16 protein-coding genes and 2 pseudogenes are annotated in these 19,931 nt (G+C 52.0%); 14 read left to right on the top strand and 4 right to left on the bottom strand.

What is annotated here, in order from left to right; translation table 11 throughout:
* Positions 1 to 4 precede the first annotated feature (4 nt).
* The 11 genes from F3I20_RS06875 (at position 5) to F3I20_RS06925 (ending at position 11,903) form a co-directional block, all read left to right on the top strand.
* A complete protein-coding gene (locus tag F3I20_RS06875; RefSeq protein ID WP_150019461.1) occupies positions 5 to 931 on the top strand; it encodes an amino acid ABC transporter permease in 927 nt (308 codons plus the stop codon).
* Entirely contained in the window at positions 915 to 1,709 is a 795-nt protein-coding gene (locus F3I20_RS06880; protein WP_150011543.1) for an amino acid ABC transporter ATP-binding protein, read from the top strand. Before F3I20_RS06875 ends, F3I20_RS06880 begins: the two co-directional genes overlap by 17 nt.
* On the top strand, positions 1,706 to 2,605 hold the full coding sequence (locus tag F3I20_RS06885; protein WP_150011541.1) for an ABC transporter substrate-binding protein: 900 nt from the start codon (positions 1,706 to 1,708) through the stop codon (positions 2,603 to 2,605). Before F3I20_RS06880 ends, F3I20_RS06885 begins: the two co-directional genes overlap by 4 nt.
* A 151-nt stretch (positions 2,606 to 2,756) precedes the next feature.
* Complete coding sequence (locus tag F3I20_RS06890; RefSeq protein ID WP_033735745.1) at positions 2,757 to 3,317, top strand: non-canonical purine NTP pyrophosphatase; 561 nt, start codon at positions 2,757 to 2,759, stop codon at positions 3,315 to 3,317.
* Positions 3,314 to 4,108 (top strand): SIR2 family protein, encoded by a 795-nt coding sequence (locus tag F3I20_RS06895; protein WP_010247078.1) that lies wholly within the window; start codon positions 3,314 to 3,316, stop codon positions 4,106 to 4,108. The genes F3I20_RS06890 and F3I20_RS06895 overlap by 4 nt, the downstream gene beginning before the upstream one ends.
* Before the next feature lie 156 nt (positions 4,109 to 4,264).
* On the top strand, positions 4,265 to 4,606 hold the full coding sequence (locus F3I20_RS06900; protein ID WP_150011539.1) for a YebG family protein: 342 nt from the start codon (positions 4,265 to 4,267) through the stop codon (positions 4,604 to 4,606).
* A gap of 725 nt (positions 4,607 to 5,331) precedes the next feature.
* Positions 5,332 to 6,663, top strand: a complete 1,332-nt coding sequence (locus F3I20_RS06905) for a carbohydrate porin (protein WP_223811678.1) — start codon at positions 5,332 to 5,334, stop codon at positions 6,661 to 6,663.
* A gap of 162 nt (positions 6,664 to 6,825) precedes the next feature.
* Entirely contained in the window at positions 6,826 to 7,659 is an 834-nt protein-coding gene (gene licT / locus F3I20_RS06910; RefSeq protein WP_150037402.1) for a BglG family transcription antiterminator LicT, read from the top strand.
* Positions 7,660 to 7,794: 135 nt separating this feature from the next.
* A complete protein-coding gene (gene bglF, locus F3I20_RS06915; RefSeq protein WP_150037401.1) occupies positions 7,795 to 9,657 on the top strand; it encodes a PTS beta-glucoside transporter subunit IIABC in 1,863 nt (620 codons plus the stop codon).
* Between the two features lie 12 nt (positions 9,658 to 9,669).
* Positions 9,670 to 11,064 carry a glycoside hydrolase family 1 protein gene (locus F3I20_RS06920; RefSeq protein WP_150011531.1) on the top strand — a complete coding sequence of 465 codons (1,395 nt, stop codon included), beginning with the start codon at positions 9,670 to 9,672 and terminating at the stop codon, positions 11,062 to 11,064.
* 92 nt (positions 11,065 to 11,156) lie between these two features.
* Complete coding sequence (locus tag F3I20_RS06925) at positions 11,157 to 11,903, top strand: glucosamine-6-phosphate deaminase (RefSeq protein WP_150037400.1); 747 nt, start codon at positions 11,157 to 11,159, stop codon at positions 11,901 to 11,903.
* A 43-nt stretch (positions 11,904 to 11,946) separates the two neighbouring features.
* Here the strand turns inward: F3I20_RS06925 and F3I20_RS06930 are convergent, their stop codons facing one another.
* A complete protein-coding gene (locus F3I20_RS06930) occupies positions 11,947 to 13,077 on the bottom strand; it encodes a Fic family protein (RefSeq protein WP_150037399.1) in 1,131 nt (376 codons plus the stop codon).
* A gap of 522 nt (positions 13,078 to 13,599) precedes the next feature.
* Between F3I20_RS06930 and F3I20_RS06935 the strand changes: the two genes are divergently transcribed.
* Complete coding sequence (locus tag F3I20_RS06935) at positions 13,600 to 15,540, top strand: methyl-accepting chemotaxis protein (protein WP_150037398.1); 1,941 nt, start codon at positions 13,600 to 13,602, stop codon at positions 15,538 to 15,540.
* Positions 15,541 to 16,437: 897 nt separating this feature from the next.
* On the top strand, positions 16,438 to 16,818 hold the full coding sequence (locus tag F3I20_RS06940; protein WP_150037397.1) for a hypothetical protein: 381 nt from the start codon (positions 16,438 to 16,440) through the stop codon (positions 16,816 to 16,818).
* 167 nt (positions 16,819 to 16,985) lie between these two features.
* Here the strand turns inward: F3I20_RS06940 and F3I20_RS24125 are convergent.
* Positions 16,986 to 17,133: pseudogene (locus F3I20_RS24125) on the bottom strand (ABC transporter); the annotation flags it as partial.
* Between F3I20_RS24125 and F3I20_RS06950 the strand changes: the two are divergent.
* Positions 17,119 to 17,694: pseudogene (locus F3I20_RS06950) on the top strand (ROK family protein); the annotation flags it as partial. The pseudogenes F3I20_RS24125 and F3I20_RS06950 overlap by 15 nt on opposite strands.
* A gap of 37 nt (positions 17,695 to 17,731) precedes the next feature.
* Here the strand turns inward: F3I20_RS06950 and F3I20_RS06955 are convergent.
* Positions 17,732 to 19,006, bottom strand: a complete 1,275-nt coding sequence (locus F3I20_RS06955) for a Glu/Leu/Phe/Val family dehydrogenase (RefSeq protein WP_150011521.1) — start codon at positions 19,004 to 19,006, stop codon at positions 17,732 to 17,734.
* Positions 19,007 to 19,471: 465 nt separating this feature from the next.
* Positions 19,472 to 19,855: a DUF1090 domain-containing protein gene (locus F3I20_RS06960; RefSeq protein WP_150011519.1), complete on the bottom strand. Its 384-nt coding sequence runs from the start codon at positions 19,853 to 19,855 to the stop codon at positions 19,472 to 19,474.
* Positions 19,856 to 19,931 lie beyond the last annotated feature (76 nt).

Consider the following 19,931-nt stretch of genomic DNA (forward strand, 5'->3'; position numbering starts at 1 on the left):
GACGATGAGCAAACATCAACATCTGCAGGTGGTCCCGGCACGTTATCCGGCGCGCACCGCCGGCGCTATTCTGGCGCTGTTTATCCTGGCGGGCGTGATTCAGTCAGTGGCCTTTAACCCTCGCTGGGAGTGGGGCGTGTTTGCCCGCTGGTTTTTTGATCCGGTGATCCTGCACGGCCTGGGTCAGACGCTGCTCCTGACTCTGCTGGGCACTATTTTCAGCCTCTTCTTTGGCGGTCTGCTGGCGCTGGCACGTCTCTCCTCGTCGTGGCTGCTGAGCACCCTGGCGTGGGGCTATATCTGGCTGTTCCGCTCTCTGCCGCTGATTGTGGTGCTGATCATTCTCTATAACTTCTCCTACCTCTACGACACGCTGTCGATTGGTATTCCGTTTACCGGCCTGTCGTGGGGGGCGTTTCAGACGATTAATGTGCTGGGCCAGTTCCCGGCGGCGGTAATTGGTCTGACGCTGGTGCAGGCGGCTTACAGTGCAGAGATTATCCGCGGCGGGATCCTCGGCGTCGATCACGGGCAGGTTGAAGCCGCTTCTGCGCTGGGGCTTTCTGCCTCACGCCGGACCTTCCGCATCATTCTGCCGCAGGCGCTGCGCGCCATTATTCCGACCGCATTCAACGAGATTATCAGTCTGGCAAAAGGTACTTCGATGGTTTACGTGCTGGCGATGCCGGAGCTGTTTTACACCATCCAGATGATTTACAACCGTAATCAGGAAGTGATCCCGCTGCTGATGGTCGGTGCCGCCTGGTATCTGATTATCACCACCGTCCTGTCCGTGATTCAGTATTACGTTGAGCGCTGGCTGGCCCGCAGCGTGAACCGTGAGCCGCAGCCTTCGCGCTGGCAACAATGGCGCAGTCGCGTCACGCCACTTCATCCGACCGAGGAGATCAGCCATGTCCGAAGCCATTGATTACCGCACTTCACACACAACAGGTGCCATTAGTATTACTGGCGTGACCAAGCGTTTTGGTAAACACACAGCACTGGATGATGTTTCGCTGTCGCTGGAGCCTGGATCGGTCACGGTGATCCTGGGGCCATCCGGCTCCGGCAAATCCACGCTGCTGCGCACCATTAATCATCTGGAGCGGGTCGACGAGGGCTTTATTCAGATTGATGGCGACTACATTGGCTATCAGCAGCGCGGCGATAAGCTGTATGAACTCAAAGAGAAGGCGATTCTGCGGCAGCGTATCAACGTCGGCTACGTGTTCCAGAACTTCAATCTCTTTCCGCACCTCAGCGTGCTGGATAACCTGATTGAAGCGCCGATTGCCCATCGTCAGCTGACGAAATCTGAAGCGATAGCGCGGGCGGGCGAACTGCTGGACATTGTCGGTCTGCGCCATAAAGCCGACGCCTGGCCGCGTCATCTGTCGGGCGGGCAGCAGCAGCGTATCGCTATTGCGCGCGCTCTGATGCTCAATCCCCGCGTGATGCTGTTCGATGAGCCGACCTCGGCGCTGGATCCGGAGCTGGTTGGTGAAGTGCTCGACGTCATCAAAAAGCTGGCGCGTTCCGGCACCACGCTGGTAATTGTGACCCATGAGATTGGCTTTGCCCGTGAAGTGGCGGACAAGGTGGTCTTTATGGTGGATGGCCGGATTGTTGAGCAGGGCAGCACCACGCAGGTACTGAACAATCCGCGCCACGAACGTACCCGCCGTTTTCTGGCGCGCGTGCTATGAAGGCGCTGACCTTAACAGCGCTGACGCTGCTCCCAGTGCTGACCTGTAAGGCGGCGGAGAAGCTCGATGTGCTGAAAAATGAGACGCCGATTCATGCCCCGGCGAATCCCCGGGCGATCGCGAAAATCCCGGCTGACTTTCACTTTATCGAACCCGGCACGCTGACGGTAGCAACCGCCGCGACTAACTCTCCACCGCTGTCGCTGCTGGCGTCTGACAACGTCACGCGGATCGGCAGCGATCCGGACATCGCCAGGCTGCTGGCTGACAGTCTGGGGTTAAAGCTGAAGCTGGTTCCGGCCTCGTGGGAGGACTGGCCACTGGGCATCAGTGCCGGACGCTATGATGTCGCCATGTTTAACATTGCCGTTACTGAGGAGCGTAAGAAGAAGTTCGATTTTGCGACCTATCGCGCTGATAACCACGCCTTTGCGGTAAAAAGCGACAGTAAGATCAGCCAGATCAGCAGCCCGCCTGATATTGCCGGTAAGCGGATTATCGTCTCATCGGGCACCAATCAGGAGCGCATATTGCTGAGCTGGGATCAGCAGAACCGGGCCAAAGGTCTGCCTGCGGTGACGCCAGTCTATCTTACCGATGATGCCTCTGCGACGCTGACGCTGCTGTCGGGGCGGGCCGATGCGATCTTTGGCCCGCACTCGATGGCCGCCTGGAAAGTGGCTTCACGCGGCCAGACAAAGCTGGTGGGCAGCGGACCGTTCCGCGCCTGGGTCGCCGTGACCACTAAAAAGGGCAATGGGCTGGCACCGGCTTTACAGGCCGCACTGGATAGCACTATCACGGGTGGGCAGTATCAGCAGGTGCTGGCCCGCTGGGGTGAACAGGATGAAGCTGTGACGCACTCCACAGTGAATCCGCCGGGCATTGTTTACTGAGTCGGCAGAACCGGCTCTCCTGCTGAAGCCGGTTCTGCCATTTAATGACCCCAGAATTGAACTACACTCTCCAGCGTTAGTGATTTATCCTGCCCGCCTGTTTTCGTAAAAAATCCTCACTGCGTGGCGGAGTAATTGACCTGGAAGCCCCATGAAAATCAGATTCCTTTCTGCCAATGAGCAAAAGCTGGCGGAGGTGCGTAAGATACTCGAGCCTGTCGGGGTCGAAGTATTACCCATCGCCCGTCGTATCGAAGAAATTCAGACTGAAAACGAGCTGGACCTGGTGCGTGATAAACTGACCAAAGCCTTTTCGCTGATTGGGCGGCCACTGTTTGTTGAGCATACCGGTCTCTATCTGGATGGCCTCAATGGTCTGCCCGCCGGGCTGACCCGTATCTTCTGGAACCGCCTCGACGCTGAGCGCTTTACCGCACTGGTGCAGGGACTGGACAGCCAGGCTGTGACGGCCAAAACGGTGCTCGGCTACTGCGACGGTCGCAAAATGTATCAGTTCTCGGGTGAACTGCGCGGCACCATCGCCGCTAAACCCGCCGGGACACGCGGCTTCCAGTGGGACTGCGTGTTTATCCCCGAAGGCTATGAGCAGACCTTTGCAGAAATGGGCGAACTCAAGAATGAGATTTCGATGCGGCGCATCGCGCTGGATCGCTTCGCCACCTTTTTAAAAACCTCGCGGGGAGTGGCATGAAACCTGAACTCAAACGCGCCTATGATTCCGGCAAACTGATTCTGTTTGCCGGTGCCGGTATTTCGCGTAATTTTGGCCTCCCCGAGTGGCATGAACTGATTGCTCACCTTGCTAACGAGTTGGGTTACGATCCCAAAATCTTCAATACCTATGGAACGCACCTGTCGCTGGCAGAGTATTACAAGCAAAAGAAAGGCTCGCTAGGCCCGCTGCGCAGCTGGATGGATCGTGAGTGGCACCGGCCGGATATCGATGTCCGGTCTTCTGAAATTCATACCATGATTACCCAGGGTAACTTCTCGCGCATCTACACCACCAATTACGATCGCTGGCTGGAAGCGGCGCACGAGGCGCACGGCGTCCCCTATTACAAAGTGGCGAACGCCGCAGACCTGGTCTCGCTGACTGAAGATAAACGTCACATCATCAAGCTGCACGGTGACTTCGATGATGACACCTCTATCGTGCTCGATGAGAGCAGCTATTTTGAACGCCTCTATTTTGACTCCCCTCTCGACATCAAACTGACCCATGACGTAATGGGCAACTCCGTACTGTTTGTCGGCTACAGCATCAGTGATTTCAACATACGCCTGCTGTTTTATCGTCTGACCAAGATGTGGGGCCGCACCGGGCTGGCGACCGCGCGACCCAAGTCGTATCTGTTCACAAATCGCAACAACCCGGTAGCCAAAGAGGTGCTGGGGCAGTGGGGGATCGAGGTGATCGTGTCCGAAGAGGACGATCCGCGTAAAGCACTGGCGATGTTCCTTGAAGAGCTGCTGGTGTAGTCAGTCTGGTTTCCGGCAGAGAAGCGGCAGGAAAATGAAAAAAACCTGCGCCCGGTTAAAGTTAGCCTGCGCGTAACCGGTAAACTCCATTCTCTGCTGGCAAAGCATAACCGGCATGATATACTGTATGCATACACAGTACCTGAGGGCAAAAAGATGGCTGTTGAAACAAAATTTGTTGTAGTCAGAAAGGGTGAAGAGAAGATGACGTTTGCCAATAAGAAAGAGGCCGATGCCTACGACAAAATGCTCGATATGGCCGAAGCCTTCACTGACTGGCTGTTACAGCATCAACCGGCACTGGACGAATCTCAGGCAGAAACGCTTGGTCTGCTGATTGCGGAGCAGAAAGATGCGGTCCAGCATATTCTGCGCACCAGCAAACTGCCGGACGTAGCCGCAGGCGCGACGAAGCCTGAAGCCGTGGCAGAAGAAGGTGCGGATGAGCAGGCGGAAGCGCCTGCTGCGAAGAAAGTACGTGCCGTTAAAGCTGCGTAACTGCCACAACGCCGGAAGCGACCCTTCCGGCGTTGTTGTTTCTGATTAACGGCTTTATCTGACCTTTTGTCAGGTCATTCAAAATAAATCCGCCTGTGGTTCCTTTATGCTGAGTGCCCGCCTGCAATCATCTCCCTGTAAATCACGCAAATCAGCCAGCTAAAATTTGGAACTCAGCGTTATAGTATCAATCAGGATTCAATAATCTGGATTTTTGATCATTCATTTTTAAGCGTCAGACGCCGTTTGATTATTTTAATTCTACGCATAAATATCAACAGTCTTGATTAAATGAATTAGCAAGTAAACTAATATGATATTCTCCTGGTGATTTCCTTACCTCATTTTAATTATTAATTAACACCAGAGCTGTGAAATAAGAGATATTAATTGTTAATTGGCTCACATTTTCTTGTGAAATAACCCGGCAGTACTATTAAACTTTAAAAATCAGTGTTAGGTTAGAGCCGTTTTCAGCGTAGGGTTGTTACTGGATAACAGGCAAAACCTAAGCGTTCCACAGTCATTACCACTGTGGGGTGCTTAGGTTTTTTTTTGCCTTAAATTTACTCCGATAATGTGTAAGTCATTAATAAAACTAGCAATAATTAATCGGCCTGTTCAGGCCAGGGAAGCATGACGTAGATGACAGCAGGTTCAGGGCTCTCCTGCGAACCGTACATCATTAAAATCAAAAACAGGTTGCTAAGATGAAATATAAAAGCATGCTGTGCGCACTCTCATTATTGACCTTTTCACCCTTGTCGGCAGCGCAGGAATGGAGCGGAACAGTATTAGGGTTTGAATCTCCACCTGATCCTGTTCTGGGTGATATGTATGGCCTTCGTAAATTGCTTAACGACAATGGATTTACCTATAACCTGGGTTATCTGAATGAAATTGGCTGGAATGGCGGCGGTGGATACAATCATGCTTCACACGTCGCTTATATCGATCAGTTTGCTTTGACCTTTAATCAGGATTTGTCGCGCTGGACAAATATTCCCGATGCACGTATCGAAGCGAACATTGTTAACCGCAATCATAACGATGATCTGACCACGCGACGCGTGCAGGATCCTCGCGTGAATGTGAACGATCTCACGCAGGAGAGCTGGGGCGGACAATCAATTACCCGACTGGGCTGGCTGACCTTTGCCCGAAGTTTTGATGATCGGCGTATGACATGGCGTATCGGAATGATGAACAAGGTTCAGACCTTCGATCAGATTATACCCTGTGATTTCCAGATGCTTTCACAGTGTGGCGGAAAATCCGCGAACTCACTGACCTGGAATAACTGGAACGTTCATACATGGGGAACCACGCTCGAATACCGGTTAACTCCCGTTGTCACTTTGAAAGGTGGTGTGATGGAGCAGAACCCGGATGCTGCCAGTCGTCATCACGCCTGGAGTGGCTCCACCCGACGCAGCAAAGGTGTCCTGCTGCCGGTAGAAATTGAAGCCCGCCCGATCATTAACGGCCTGCCGGGTGCCTATAACCTGGGGGTGGTTTTTACCAATGCCCCGCAAACTGACCTCTATCGCGGCCGGTCCGGTGGCGCAGGTGCCAGTGATCCCGGCGGTTATGAGAAGCATAACCGGACAGGGTTTCTTTACGCCGGACTTAATCAGCAACTGACGCGACATCAGGATGACGCCAGTCGCGGGTTGAGTACTTCATTCAGTATGAGCCTGGCCGATCAGCGAACTAACTACATGCATTCGGTCTATGCCGCGTCACTCCGCTATCGGGGGCTGTTTGACGCCCGTCCTGAAGACTGGATAGGTTTTGGCCTGACCTGGACGGATATGAGCAATCAGTACGCGCGTAATCAGCGCTACATGAACACGATCAGTGGTATTTCTGACTACAACGATGCGGCTTATCATCCGGTGCCTGGTCATTCGCTGAATGGGGAATTCTATTACCGATTCCGCCCCGTTTCCTGGCTGGAACTTCAACCCGGGCTTCAGTACTGGCATCGTCCGGCGGGGATATCCCATACGCAGGATGCCTGGGTGACGGAACTTAAGACGGTCGTGACTTTTTAAGCTGAAAAAGGTTCTCGATCGCTGTCACGCTTTTTACCCTGACAGATTGAGGTCGCGAATAAAAATGATAGAGTGCCCGGAATGGATTGTTACTGCTTAGGCAGGCAAAACCTGATTTCTGGCTTCTGCCGGATGTCAGGTTTTTTTGTTTCTGGGGTTCCGATGAAAATCGCCAAAATTCTGAATAATAACGTGGTGATGGTTCATGATGAGCAGGGGCGCGAGCAGGTCGTCATGGGGCGAGGGCTGGCCTTTCAGAAACGCGTCGGTGACAGTCTCAACGGCGCGCAAATTGAGAAAGTGTTCGCACCGCAAAGTGATGTGCTGGTTCGTCGGCTGGAGGAGTTGTTACACCAAATCCCGCCTGAAGTAATGACGACCTGCAATTGCATTATTGATCTTGCGATTCAGCGTCTGGGGAAATTGCAGGAGAGTCTTTATATCACATTAACCGACCACTGCTATTTTGCCATTGAAAGGCAGAACAAAGGTCTGGCAATTAAAAATGTATTGCTCTGGGATATCAAACGTCTCTATCCCAAAGAGTTCGAACTGGGGCAGGAGGCCAGGGCAATCATCGCCCGTCGTCTGAATGTCGAACTACCTGAGGATGAAGCCGGGTTTATCGCGCTACATCTGGTGACAGCACAGCTCCATAATGACATGCCGGAAGTGATGGATGTCACCCGGGTCATGCAGGAGATCCTGCAACTGGTGAAGTATCAGTTGCAGCTTGAATATAACGAATCGTCACTGAGTTATCAGCGGTTTGTCACCCATCTGAAGTTTTTCGCGCAGCGGATGCTGACGCGAACCGTGGTCAACGATGACGATGTTTCATTGCATACGGCAGTAAAAGATAACTATCCCAAAGCCTGGAAATGCGCGGTGAAAATCGCGCAGCATTTGCAAAAAAGCTATCAGCGAGAGCTGACGGCGGAAGAGATTATGTTTCTCGCCATTCATATCGAGCGGGTGAGAAAAGAGGGGCAGTAAGCCCCATAAACTGGATTGTTACTGCTTAACGCAGGCAAAACCTGAGCGCGTCCTCTGAAAAGAGGACGCTCTCGGGTTTTTTTATTTTTGGCTCAGTCAACGGATGTCAACGGACATCGGTTTAAGGAAATTGAGATGGAATATCACACGCTGGCGCAGGATATCCTCGGCCATATTGGTGGCAGAGAGAACATCGTAAGTCTGGTTCATTGTGCCACCCGGCTTCGCTTTAAACTGAAAGATAACCACAAAGCCGATGCGGAAGGACTTAAGAAGAATCCGGGTGTCATTATGGTCGTCGAAAGCGGCGGTCAGTTTCAGGTAGTGATTGGCAACCATGTTCATGATGTCTGGCAGGCCGTTCGCGCTGAAGCCGGTCTGGCTGATGAGACTTCAGAAGCAATAAAGGATAATGAGAAGGCAGGTAACCTTTGCAGTCAACTGATCGACATTGTTTCAGGCATTTTCACCCCCTTTATCGGCATTCTTGCCGCCTCCGGTATTCTCAAAGGTCTGCTGGCGCTGGCCGTGGTCTGTGGCTGGCTATCTGTGGAGGGTGGAACCTATAAAATCTGGTTTGCGGCAAGTGATGCGCTGTTTTATTTCTTTCCGCTGATACTGGGCTTTACCGCAGGTAAAAAGTTTGGCGGTAATCCCTTTATCACCATGGCCATCGGCGGTGCACTGATTCATCCGACGATGATTGCTGCCTTCAATGTCAGCCAGCAGTCCGGCGTCTTGACTGATGCGTTTCTCGGCATTCCTGTGACCTGGTTTAACTACAGTGCGTCGGTTATACCCATCATTCTCGCCGCGTGGGTGAGTTGCTGGCTGGAAAAACAGAGTACCCGGCTGCTGCCCGCCGCCATGAAAAACTTTTTTGCGCCAGTGATCTGTCTGAGCATCACTGTGCCGCTGACCTTTTTGGTAATTGGCCCACTGGCCACGTGGCTGAGCCAGATGCTGGCGAACGGTTACCAGTGGATTTATGCTCTGGCCCCCTGGCTGGCTGGGGCCGTCATGGGTGCACTGTGGCAGGTTTGTGTAATTTTTGGTTTGCACTGGGGACTGGTGCCGCTGATGATCAACAACCTTGCTGTACTGGGACATGACTCGATGCTGCCCGTACTGTTGCCTGCTGTTATGGGTCAGGTTGGTGCGGCACTAGGGGTTTTACTGCGCAGCCAGGATGCGCGCCAGAAGATGCTGGCGGGTTCATCAGTGACCGCAGGGATCTTTGGTATCACTGAACCGGCTGTCTATGGCGTTAATCTGCCGTTACGCCGTCCCTTCATCTTTGGCTGTGTGGCGGGTGCCATCGGCGGTGGCATTGTCGGCTTCAGCAGTAGCCACGTCTATTCCTTTGGCTTTGCCAACATCTTTACCCTCGCGCAAATGATCCCGCCAGGTGGGGTTGATTCAACCTTATGGGGTGGGATTGCCGGAACACTACTGGCGCTGATCCTGAGCTGTGTCATGACGCTGGTAGCGGGAATACCCCGTAACAGCACGCCAGACGCAGCGATCCCGGTAATGCCCGGCGAAGATGACATCCTCTCACCGATGACCGGCACCGTACTGGCCCTTGATCAGGTGCCGGACGCGACGTTCGCCAGTGGCCTGCTGGGACAGGGTGTGACCATCATTCCTTCAGACAACAAAGTCATTGCGCCCTTCGCAGGTGAGGTTGCCTCGCTGTTTCAGACCCGACACGCCATCGGCCTGTTGAGTGACAGTGGGATTGAGCTGCTGATTCATGTGGGTATCGATACCGTCAGGCTTGAGGGCAAACCTTTCACGGCACACGTAAAAGTGGGCGACGCGGTTAAGCCCGGCGATCTGCTGCTGACGTTTGATCGTCAGGCCATTCTTGATGCCGGATATGACCTTGCAACACCGATCATTATCACTAACAGCGATGCGTATCGTGACGTTTTGGCGGTGGCAGGGACAGCTGTCACCGCAGGAACGCCGTTACTCAGCATCATTCATCAGTAAAAGGAGCACAGGATGAAAACTTTCCCGGATACATTTTTATGGGGCGGTGCGGTTGCCGCTAATCAGGTTGAAGGTGCCTGGCGTGAAGAGGGGAAAGGCCTTTCCACCTCTGACCTTCAGCCACAAGGGATTTTTGGCCCGGTAGTCGATCGCGTTGCGGGGAGTAAGAGCCTGAAAGATGTAGCGATCGATTTTTACCATCGCTATCCGGACGATATAAAACTGTTTGCAGAGATGGGATTTAGCTGTCTGCGAGTATCAATCGCCTGGACGCGTATCTTTCCCAATGGTGACGAGCAACAACCCAATGAAGCAGGCCTGGCCTTTTATGACCGATTATTCGATGAGCTGGCAGCACATAACATTACCCCGCTTGTGACACTGTCACATTATGAAATGCCCTGGGGTTTAGTAAAGCAGTATGGCGGCTGGGGAAACCGTCGGGTGATTGGCTTTTTTGAGCATTACGCGCGTACGGTGTTTACCCGCTATCAGAAAAAAGTCAGGTTGTGGCTGACCTTCAATGAAATCAATATGTCTTTACATGCGCCGATGACTGGCGTAGGCCTGCCAGAAACCAGCAGTAAAAGCGAGATTTATCAGGCCATCCATCATCAACTGGTTGCCAGTGCTATGGCGGTAGAAATTTGTCATGACATTAATCCCGATGCAAGAATCGGCAATATGCTGCTGGGAGGTCTGGTTTATCCGCTGAGCTGTAAGCCCGATGATGTCTTTGAGGCGCTGCAGGAGAACCGAAAATGGCAGTTTTTCGGCGATGTACAGTGTCGGGGGGCTTACCCTGGCTATATGTTGCGCTTCTTCCGCGAAAACGATATCCAACTGGATATTACCGATGCCGATCGCCAGATACTCGAGTCGACCGTCGATTTTATCTCTTTCAGCTATTACATGTCCGGCTGCGTCACCGCCGATGAGACACTGAATCAGCAGATGCGCGGTAATATTCTGAGCATGGTACCCAATCCCCACCTGCAGAGTTCTGAATGGGGCTGGCAGATAGATCCGGTGGGCTTACGTACCCTGCTTAATCTGCTGTGGGACCGTTATCAAAAGCCACTGTTCATTGTTGAGAATGGACTGGGCGCGAAAGATATACCGGATGCAACGGGCGTCGTGCAGGATGACTATCGCATCAGCTATCTCAACGATCACCTTGTTCAGGTGCGTGAAGCCATTGAGGATGGTGTAAAAGTTATGGGATATACCAGCTGGGGTCCGATCGATTTGGTCAGCGCATCCAAAGCCGAACTCTCTAAACGTTACGGCTTCATTTATGTGGACCGCGATGATAATGGCGAAGGCTCGCTGGCGCGTAGCCGCAAGAAAAGCTTCTACTGGTATCAGGAGGTGATAGCGACAAACGGAGCCTCACTTAAAGGGTGAGATGACTGCCTGTTAATACCCATCATTGTGGCTCACGACAGGTCGCGATGCCACATTGATGTTTGTCAGCAAAACGATTACGGGATGATGAAATGAAACTGATCGTGACAGATAATTATAATGAAATGAGCCAGATCGCAAGTCATCATATGCTGGGTTATATGACTCAAAACCGACGTGTGAATCTGGCAATTACGGCAGGTCATACGCCTGCTAAATTGTACGAACACCTTGTTTCAGCCATTGGCGGACGTTCCGGCTATTCACATGTTCATTACTATAACTTTGATGAAATTGCGTTCAAAGGCCAACATCGTGAGGGCGTCACGATATCCAATCTGCGTCAGCTTTTCCTGTCGCCGGCACAAATTAAAGAAACGAACATTCATAAACTCACCAATGACAATTTTTTGGATTTTGAGCGTCTGTTAAAGGAGGAGGGTGGATTAGATTTAGTGCTGATGGGACTGGGGTCAGATGGCCATTTTTGCGGCAACATCCCTGGCCTGACCCGATTTCATCACACGGTGGTTAAGCATCCGATAGAGGGCGATCTCGCTGAATTCATCGCCCGGACTGAAATGAAGGGTGATTTAAGCTCTGTACCTGATCATTATGTGACTATGGGGCCGATGAGCGTCATGGCAGCAAAAAATCTGTTACTCATTGTCAGCGGCGAAAATAAAGCCTGGGCTTTGGCGCAGGTAATTGAGGGCGCGGTGACGGAGCAGATTCCTGCATCCGTATTGAAATTACATCCTTCTTTGTTGATTATCGCTGACAGGGCTTCTGCCTCTCAATTAAGTCCTGAGTCGCTTGAGCGTTATGTTCAGGGTTAAACTCACCTGGCAGTTAACGTTGCAGAACATCACGTGATTAACGCTATAGCTTTATAGCATCTGTTACTACCTGGTAGCGGGTGCTTCTGCCGCCGCCCTCCAGCCGGTAAAGGCAGCCTTTTTCAACCAGATCCGCCAGATGACGGGTCGCGGTTGCTTTGCTCACTTTAGCTACCTTCTGATACTGGCTGGCGCTGATCCCCAGTTCAAAACCCTGTTCCCCGCCGTCTAGCAGCCGGTTCAGCACTTTCACCTGTTCCGCGCTTAATCCCATCCCCTGATGACGCAGCCAGAAACGCGCTTTTATCTGGGTGCGATCGATGACGTCCATCGCCTGCTTCAGGCTCTCATCCAGGATATCAAGAAACCACACCAGCCAGTCTGTGATATCAAGGCCGCCTTTCTGCGTCTGCTCCAGGATGCGGTAATAACCGGCACGCTGCGCCAGGATAGCGGGTGACATGGCATAAAGGCGGATGCTCTGACTGTCGGCCTGCGCCAGTGCCAGATCGGTCAGCGCTCGCGTGATACGGCCATTACCGTCATCAAACGGATGCAGCGTAACAAACCAGAGATGACAGATGGCAGCACGCAGCAGCGGGTCCAGCATTACATCCTGCTGACTGTGGTTGAACCACTCAATAAACTGTGCCAGCTGCGGCTCCAGCCCCTGTCGCGGTGGCGCTTCAAAATGCACCGTGGGGCGATCAATGCGACCAGAGATCACCTGCATGGGCTCACTACCGCGCAGCGTGCCGACGCTCAGGCGCTGCACCGTCCATTCATCGGCCGGAAAAAGCCAGTGATGCCATTGACATAATCGGTCGAGCGTCAATGGCTGGCTGCGATTGTTGATGGCATCCAGCATCATGGCGGCCAGCCCTTCTGAGCGATCGGAGACCGGATAAGGCTGTTCTTCTCTGACGCCTAGCCGGCGCGCCAGCGATGAGCGTACTGACTGCACGTTTACCCGCTCCTCTTCAATTGCGGAAGAAGAAAGGATATTACTTAGCAGGGTATCCAGCGTCTGCGAATCACTGTCTGACTGCAGGCTGGCTCGTCCCAGCAGTAAACCGCGCTGCTGCTGCAGATGGCGCAGGCGCGGTAACAGTACAGTATCCTGCCATTGAAAATCGGGCCAGTCCGGCTGCTGCCAGATCCAGTTAACGCTCATAGTTGGCTCACAATAAGAGGCGATGAGCCGAATAGGATTTGCTATTCGGCTCACAGAATGAGTCGATAATAGCGAAGATCCGGCTCACAGGCCAACCATAAGGAATTAAGGGCGAAAAAAAAGGACCCGAAGGTCCTGTTTGCTCAGCGGGAGAACTGCATAAAGGTGTCTGAATAGTAGTGAACAATCCAGGCAACATACGCCAGCCAGACAACCATCCCAATGGCTAATCCTGATTTTCCGATCATTGATCTCTCTCCACAGTGACAAGGGGCTACAGCAACTGTTGACATAAACTGACAGTAAAGGCGGGCAGCAATATTGTTGCAGATCAAAAAAAGTCCGTTCATACGCAGCGCCATATCCCCTTTGCGATCACTTTCTCTGAATGACTCACAGCCAGACAGGCTGCACGTCAGGATTACGGTGACTAAAGTTCAAAAAAACGCCGCCGATAGATGATCTCAGGAGCAACGTAATCACAAGGAGGGAAAGAAACAGGTAAATTCCAGGGGAATCACTATGGCAAGTCAGTTAACACATAAGAAAAGAATGAGTACACGTACGCAGATGCTGATCATGGGTGGTTTGACAATCATGCTGGGATTTACTGTGACTATCGGCGTCCTCAGCTGGCAATCAGGTAAAGAACAGAAGGTGCTCGCAGAAAACTATCTGCAGCAGATTGCACAAAGCCGTGCGCTTCAGGTGCAGCAGGAGCTGGGGCATGCCCGTGATGTTGCCAGTCATCTTGGACAGAGCGTAATTGCCTTACCGCACGCGGGTATTACCGATCGTAAGGTGGTTGATAAGGTCATGGAGTATGCGCTGCGCGCCAACCCGGACTATCTGTCTATGTCTGTCACCTTTGAACCTGATGCGTTTGATGGACGCGATGCGGAGTTCGCTACACAGCCGGGTCAGGCCCCACAGGGTCGCTATGCCTGGTTTGTCGACCGCGATACTTCAGGCAACTACGTGATGCATCCGCTGCTCTCCTTCCTTACGCCAGGTGAAGGGGATTACTACCTTGTCCCACAAAAAGCCAAAAAAGACACTCTGATCGAACCTTACAGCTATGCCTATAACGGCGTACCGACCTTGCTCACCTCTGTAGCTGCCGCGATTATCGAGCAGGGCACCTTAAAAGCGATCGTCACCTCTGACATTTCACTGGCCTCACTGCAGCAGAAAGTGAATCAGATCAAACCCTGGCAGGGCAGCGGCTATGCGCTGTTGCTCTCGAATGGCGGAAATGTGGTTTCCTCCCCCGTGAAAGAGGAAGCCGGTAAACCCTGGAAAGGCGAAAAAGATGGTTTTACGACGAAAGTCGTACAGCATTTTGATGCCGTGCTGGGCGAAGATGCATTAATCACCTGGCAGCCGGTGGTAATTGGTAACAGTGACAAGCCCTGGTATCTCGGCGTCGTCGCACCGGTCAGTCAGGTGATGGCTGCTGCCAACCGGCAACTGATGTGGGCGCTGCTGCTGATGGTGGTGAGTATTCTGCTGGTCGGCACCGTACTCGGCATGCTGTTCAGTCGTAAGGTGCTGCGTCCGATTGGCGGCGAGCCGATTGAAGCGGCAAATATTGCGCTGGCCGTCGCGGATGGCAAGCTGGATAACGCGATTGCTGTGAAAAACGGCGATCGCAGCAGCCTCTTTTTTGCGCTTCATACTATGCAAAGTCAGCTCCGGCAGATTGTCGGGCAGATTAAGGATTCCAGCGAATCGGTAAGACAGGGCGCGGGCGAAATTGCCAGCGGCAACCTCAATCTGGCCTCACGTACCGAAGAGCAGGCCGCCGCGCTGGAGCAGACTGCCGCCAGCATGGAGCAGATCAGCGCCACGATCCGCCTGAATGCCGACAATGCGCAACAGGCGACCAGCCTGACCGAAAACGCGACGCATATTGCCAGTCGCGGTGCCTTGCTGGTGGGTGAGGTGGTGCAGACCATGGCGCAGATTGATGACAGCTCGAAAAAGATTGGCGACATTACCACGATGATCAATAGCATTGCCTTCCAGACTAATATTCTGGCGCTCAACGCAGCGGTAGAAGCAGCCCGTGCCGGTGAGCAGGGCCGTGGTTTTGCGGTGGTCGCTTCGGAAGTGCGAAATCTGGCCCAGCGCAGTGCTAATGCGGTGAAAGAGATTGGCGCACTGATTGAAGAGTCGAGCGTACGGGTTGAGAGTGGCGTCCGGCTGGTGAATGATGCCGGTAAGACCATGCAGGAGATGATGCATGCGGTAAATTCAGTGCAGGGAATTATCGGTGAGATTGTTACCGCATCAAGCGAACAGGCACGTGGCATCAGTCAGGTCACGATTGCGGTCAATGAAATGGATGGCGTCACCCAGCAGAACGCCGCGCTGGTGCAGCAGATGTCGGCGGCCGCCAATTCACTCGAAGATCAGGCGCAGCAGCTGTCACAGACGGTGGAGCAGTTTCATCTGGCGTAAAGCGTGCTGATACGCCTGAAAAACCGTCGCTGCTGGATAGAGCGGCGGTTCAAATAGCATACGTCCTTCGCAAAGAGATAAGAGCGCCATCCCTTTTCGCTAACACTGATAGGGTGATTAGCGACCACCGGTGAAGCAGAGTACGTCCGTCTTCGTCCTTGTAGCCATTGCCACACTGAAACTTATTTAGCAGCACATGGCCCCAGCGTCACCTTTTATGCCAGCAAATCCAATTCATACTGCATATCTGAAAATAATCCTGATTATTAATTCATCGGGGGATAAATTCCCAAACATAAAAAGCCAATTCTCGGGAAGCTTAATACTTCTGTATTTTCATTATTTAAGTTTGTCTGCACTTTATGGGGAATACAGCCAGTTGCGATAAAGCGTGCAGAGCTATACGTTTCAGCGGAACTTGAGCTGTCAAAGCGATAAGGTCTTGCTACATTGATGCTCTATGTCCCTCTTAATCGTCGTGACAGATGTCTGCCGAACGCATATCTGCTCGTGTTGACGCTGCGGGAATTGATGTCAGACATGCGTTTGCTCTGGCGTATTTACTGGCTGCGGCTGTTATATGTAAAACGAATGCCGGGCACAGAAAATGAATACACGGTTCTTCAACGTATTGGCTAAATTTGTCTGATTTGTGGACGCAGAACTCTTCTTTTGTACCAGGAAAGTAAGGGAAATTGCCTGTTCTGAAGAGGTATAACAGGAAAGAAGACAACCTTATCTGATAAATGAAACGTAACTATGTTGAATACCAGGGGCAGTATAGTATTGAAATGACGAATTGACTGAGTTATTTTCAATATCACGGTAAACCACCAGTCTTACTGGCGCGTGCAGTAGAAAGAGTTTTTTAACATTAATGACTAAAAAGGCAAGGCGATGAAGTTCAGATATATAGTCCTGATGGGAGTGGTAACACTTAGTCTGGTCTTCACACTATTACTTCCTGGTGTATTTTCACAGTTAAAAAATACGCCTGAAATTAATTATTATAAAGGTCATGCTGATCTGGCTTATAGTGTATATAGTGGTTGTAAAGATCATCCGGCCAACATTGATGACTGCTATGCGGCATACAGTGCGGCCGTTTATCTGGCAAGCTCAGGAGATTGCACTCCTGCAGGTAAAGAAGTAAAGCGTAGGTTTAAGATCCTTGTTGAAAACATTAGTGAGAAAAATGTTACTGAAGAAATAATATCTGATTGTCAGGTTAAAGATGATGAGCCTTTCTTTAAAAAAATGATGAAGAAGTTTAGCTGACGTTATTGGCGAAGAAATAGCGATAATACCCAGTGGCTCTGCCGCCCACTATTTAGATCGGCCACCGTTCAGAAAAAATTCATTCGGGCAATCACGTTCACCTCCTGAAAACGTCTCTAGCGACGACTGAGTGCAGCTGAAGTTGGGGGGGAGTGTTAATCAATAATTTCGGCGACGGTCAGATGCGGATAAAGCGCATAGCTCTGAAACACCCTGGCAATATCCCGGTCAGCGGGATTGAGGTCGTTGATCTGCTTTTTTATCCAGCAGAATTGCCCCGCCAGAGACGCTATCCAGACCGGCAAACGCTTTCACGGTACAGCGCGCCACCTTAACTCCTTTATTTATCTCTACTTCGGCACCGGTCTGGGTGCCGGCATCTTCACGGATGGCCACAGCTATACCGGTCGCGCCCATAATGCGGGCGTGATTGGCCACATTGTGGTGAAGCCAGGCGGACGCGACTGTTACTGCGGTAATCAGGACTGTCTGGAACGTTATGTCTCGTTACAGGCCGCCTGTGAATTCTGCGGGCTCGGTCCGATGCGGGCGCTGCCTGAAGTTCTGATGCAGATCGAACCCGCGCTTTTCACTGCCTGGATTGAGAGCGTGATGACTCCGTTACGTCAGGCGATCAATATTCTGGAGTCGGTGTTTGATGCAGAGGCGGTGATCATTGGCGGGATGATGCCTGCGCCATTGCTGGAGCAGATGGTCGCGCGCCTGCCGCCGCTTTATCAGTCGGTGTACGGACGTTACCTGTCAGATATGCGGCTGAAGAGGGGCATGACCGGCAGCGATACCGCTGCACTGGGTGCCGCTGCGTTACCGATCTTTGATGAATTTAATCCGCAGTTTCAGGTGCTGATGAAGTAGAAAAAAGGCGCTATTGCAGACAACAGCGCCATAAGCATTAACCCGGGTAGATACCGCGATCTTTACGCGCCATCAGGATCCGTTCACACGCCACGATATACGCCGCAGTGCGCAGCGAGCAATCCTTCTCCTTTGACTTCTCCCAGATATGAACCATCGCTTCGGTCATAATCTTATCAGAGCGACGATTGATCTCATCTTCACTCCAGAAGAAGCTGGCCATGTCCTGAACCCATTCGAAGTAGCTGACGGTCACGCCGCCGGCATTACAGACCACATCCGGCACAACGATAATGCCGCGCGTTGCCAGCATGTCATCGGCATCCGGATAAGTCGGACCGTTTGCGCCTTCCAGCACGATTTTGCAGCTGAGGATCTCTGCCCGCTCACGGGTAATCTGACCTTCCAGCGCCGCCGGGATCAGGATATCCATCTCAGTGGTCCAGAACGCCTCTTTCTCAATACTTTGTGCGCCCGGAAAACCGGCAATCTGCTTATTGGCGATCTGCCATTCGGTCAGGGCAGCCATATTAATGCCGTCTGCATTAAACAGGGTCGCGGTGTGATCCTGAATCACCACTACACGTGCGCCTGCTTCATCAAACAGGCGTGCCGCTTCGCTGCCGACGTTACCAAAGCCCTGAACCGCCACGCGGGCACCTTCGATTTCAATACCTGAACGACGAGCCACTTCACGGCCGGTAATAAACACCCCACGGCCAGTGGCTTTTTCACGGCCCAGCGAACCACCCAGGTGAATGGGTTTGCCGGTGACCACGCCGGTAATCGTGGTGCCGTGGTTCATGGAGTAGGTGTCCATCATCCACGCCATCACTTTGCTGTTAGTGCCGACGTCCGGTGCCGGAATATCTTTTTGCGGTCCAATGATGATGCCGATCTCGCTGGTATAACGACGGGTCAGCCGTTCAAGTTCACCCTCAGAGAGTTTGAAAGGATCGACCCGGATGCCGCCCTTAGCCCCACCGTAAGGAAGGTTAACCGCCGCACATTTGATGGTCATCCACGCAGAAAGCGCCATGACTTCATTCAGGTCGACAGCCGGATGATAGCGAATACCGCCTTTACCCGGGCCGCGCGAAAGGTTGTGCTGAACGCGATAGCCTTCGAAATGGCGAATTGAGCCATCATCCATCTGGAGAGGAATGTCGACAATCAGCGCACGTTTTGGATGCCGCAAAGTATCTATCCAACGTGAAAGATCGCCCAGATAGGGCGCAACCCGGTCAATTTGCTGTAAGTAAGTGGACCAGGCAGATGTGCTGCTTTCAGACGCATAAGATAACTTATCCATAAAAAACCTTTCTTAATGAAGTTATTTATTGTGTGGAGCCGTGGATGGTGAGCGCATTGTATGGCGCGGACATAATCTAACACTTCTGAAACAAATAAGATGGGGTGCCTGCCCTGTAAAAGTGCATTCGCGCCCCATTTTAGGGCGGAATCAGTGAATAGATTTTGCGAGATGCCCCTTAAAGGCGAATAATAATGCGCTCCAGGTGCGTATGGACTGCATATAAGGAAGGATCTCGCTATCTTTCAATTCTTTGAGGGCGTTCAAAAAGTTAAATAATTGGTCTTAACTTTATTGACTTTGGTGCACCAATTAAGTGCATGAGAATAAGTAATTAAAGGATTACCTTAAGTAATGGATTGAGCAGCAAATAAGCAGTCCAATCATCTGTTTACAATGAAAAATGTTGCTGAGGGCGGGGGAAGAGAAATAGCGGGCCAGTATTGAAAAGCTGGCCCGGGAGATTTACTGATGCAAAGCCTGTTCAGCTTCTTTCAGCTCCTCACGCGCTTCTGCCAGCTTATCTTCGCGTTTCTGAATCTTGCTTGCACTGCGTCCTTCCGCTTTTGCTTTTTCCAGCTCCTGTTCACGCTCCTGCACCTTAAACTTTTTCTCTGCCACTTTTTCCTGGCGCTGCTTTAACAGGCTTCCTTCAGTGCAGTTCTGATCAACTTCGCGCAGCGCTTTTTCAAGGCCGGCAACCTGATGGGTGTTATTGTGCTGGCGGGCGAAGGAAATCTGGGTCTCAATCTCCTGCTTTTTGGCGGCACAACCGGTCAGATTAGATGCCGCATGCGCAGCGGTGAAAGTCAGTGGCAACAGGCAAAGGGTCAGTAAAGTCTTTTTCATCGTAGTCTCGTCAATGAGTCAGGTTGAGGCACCAGTATACGTAGACACCTTAAGAGATTCTTAACGGAAAGAATTA

It is taken from the genome of Candidatus Pantoea gossypiicola, from assembly GCF_008632075.1.
In the GTDB taxonomy this organism is placed as follows: Bacteria; Pseudomonadota; Gammaproteobacteria; order Enterobacterales; family Enterobacteriaceae; genus Pantoea; species Pantoea gossypiicola.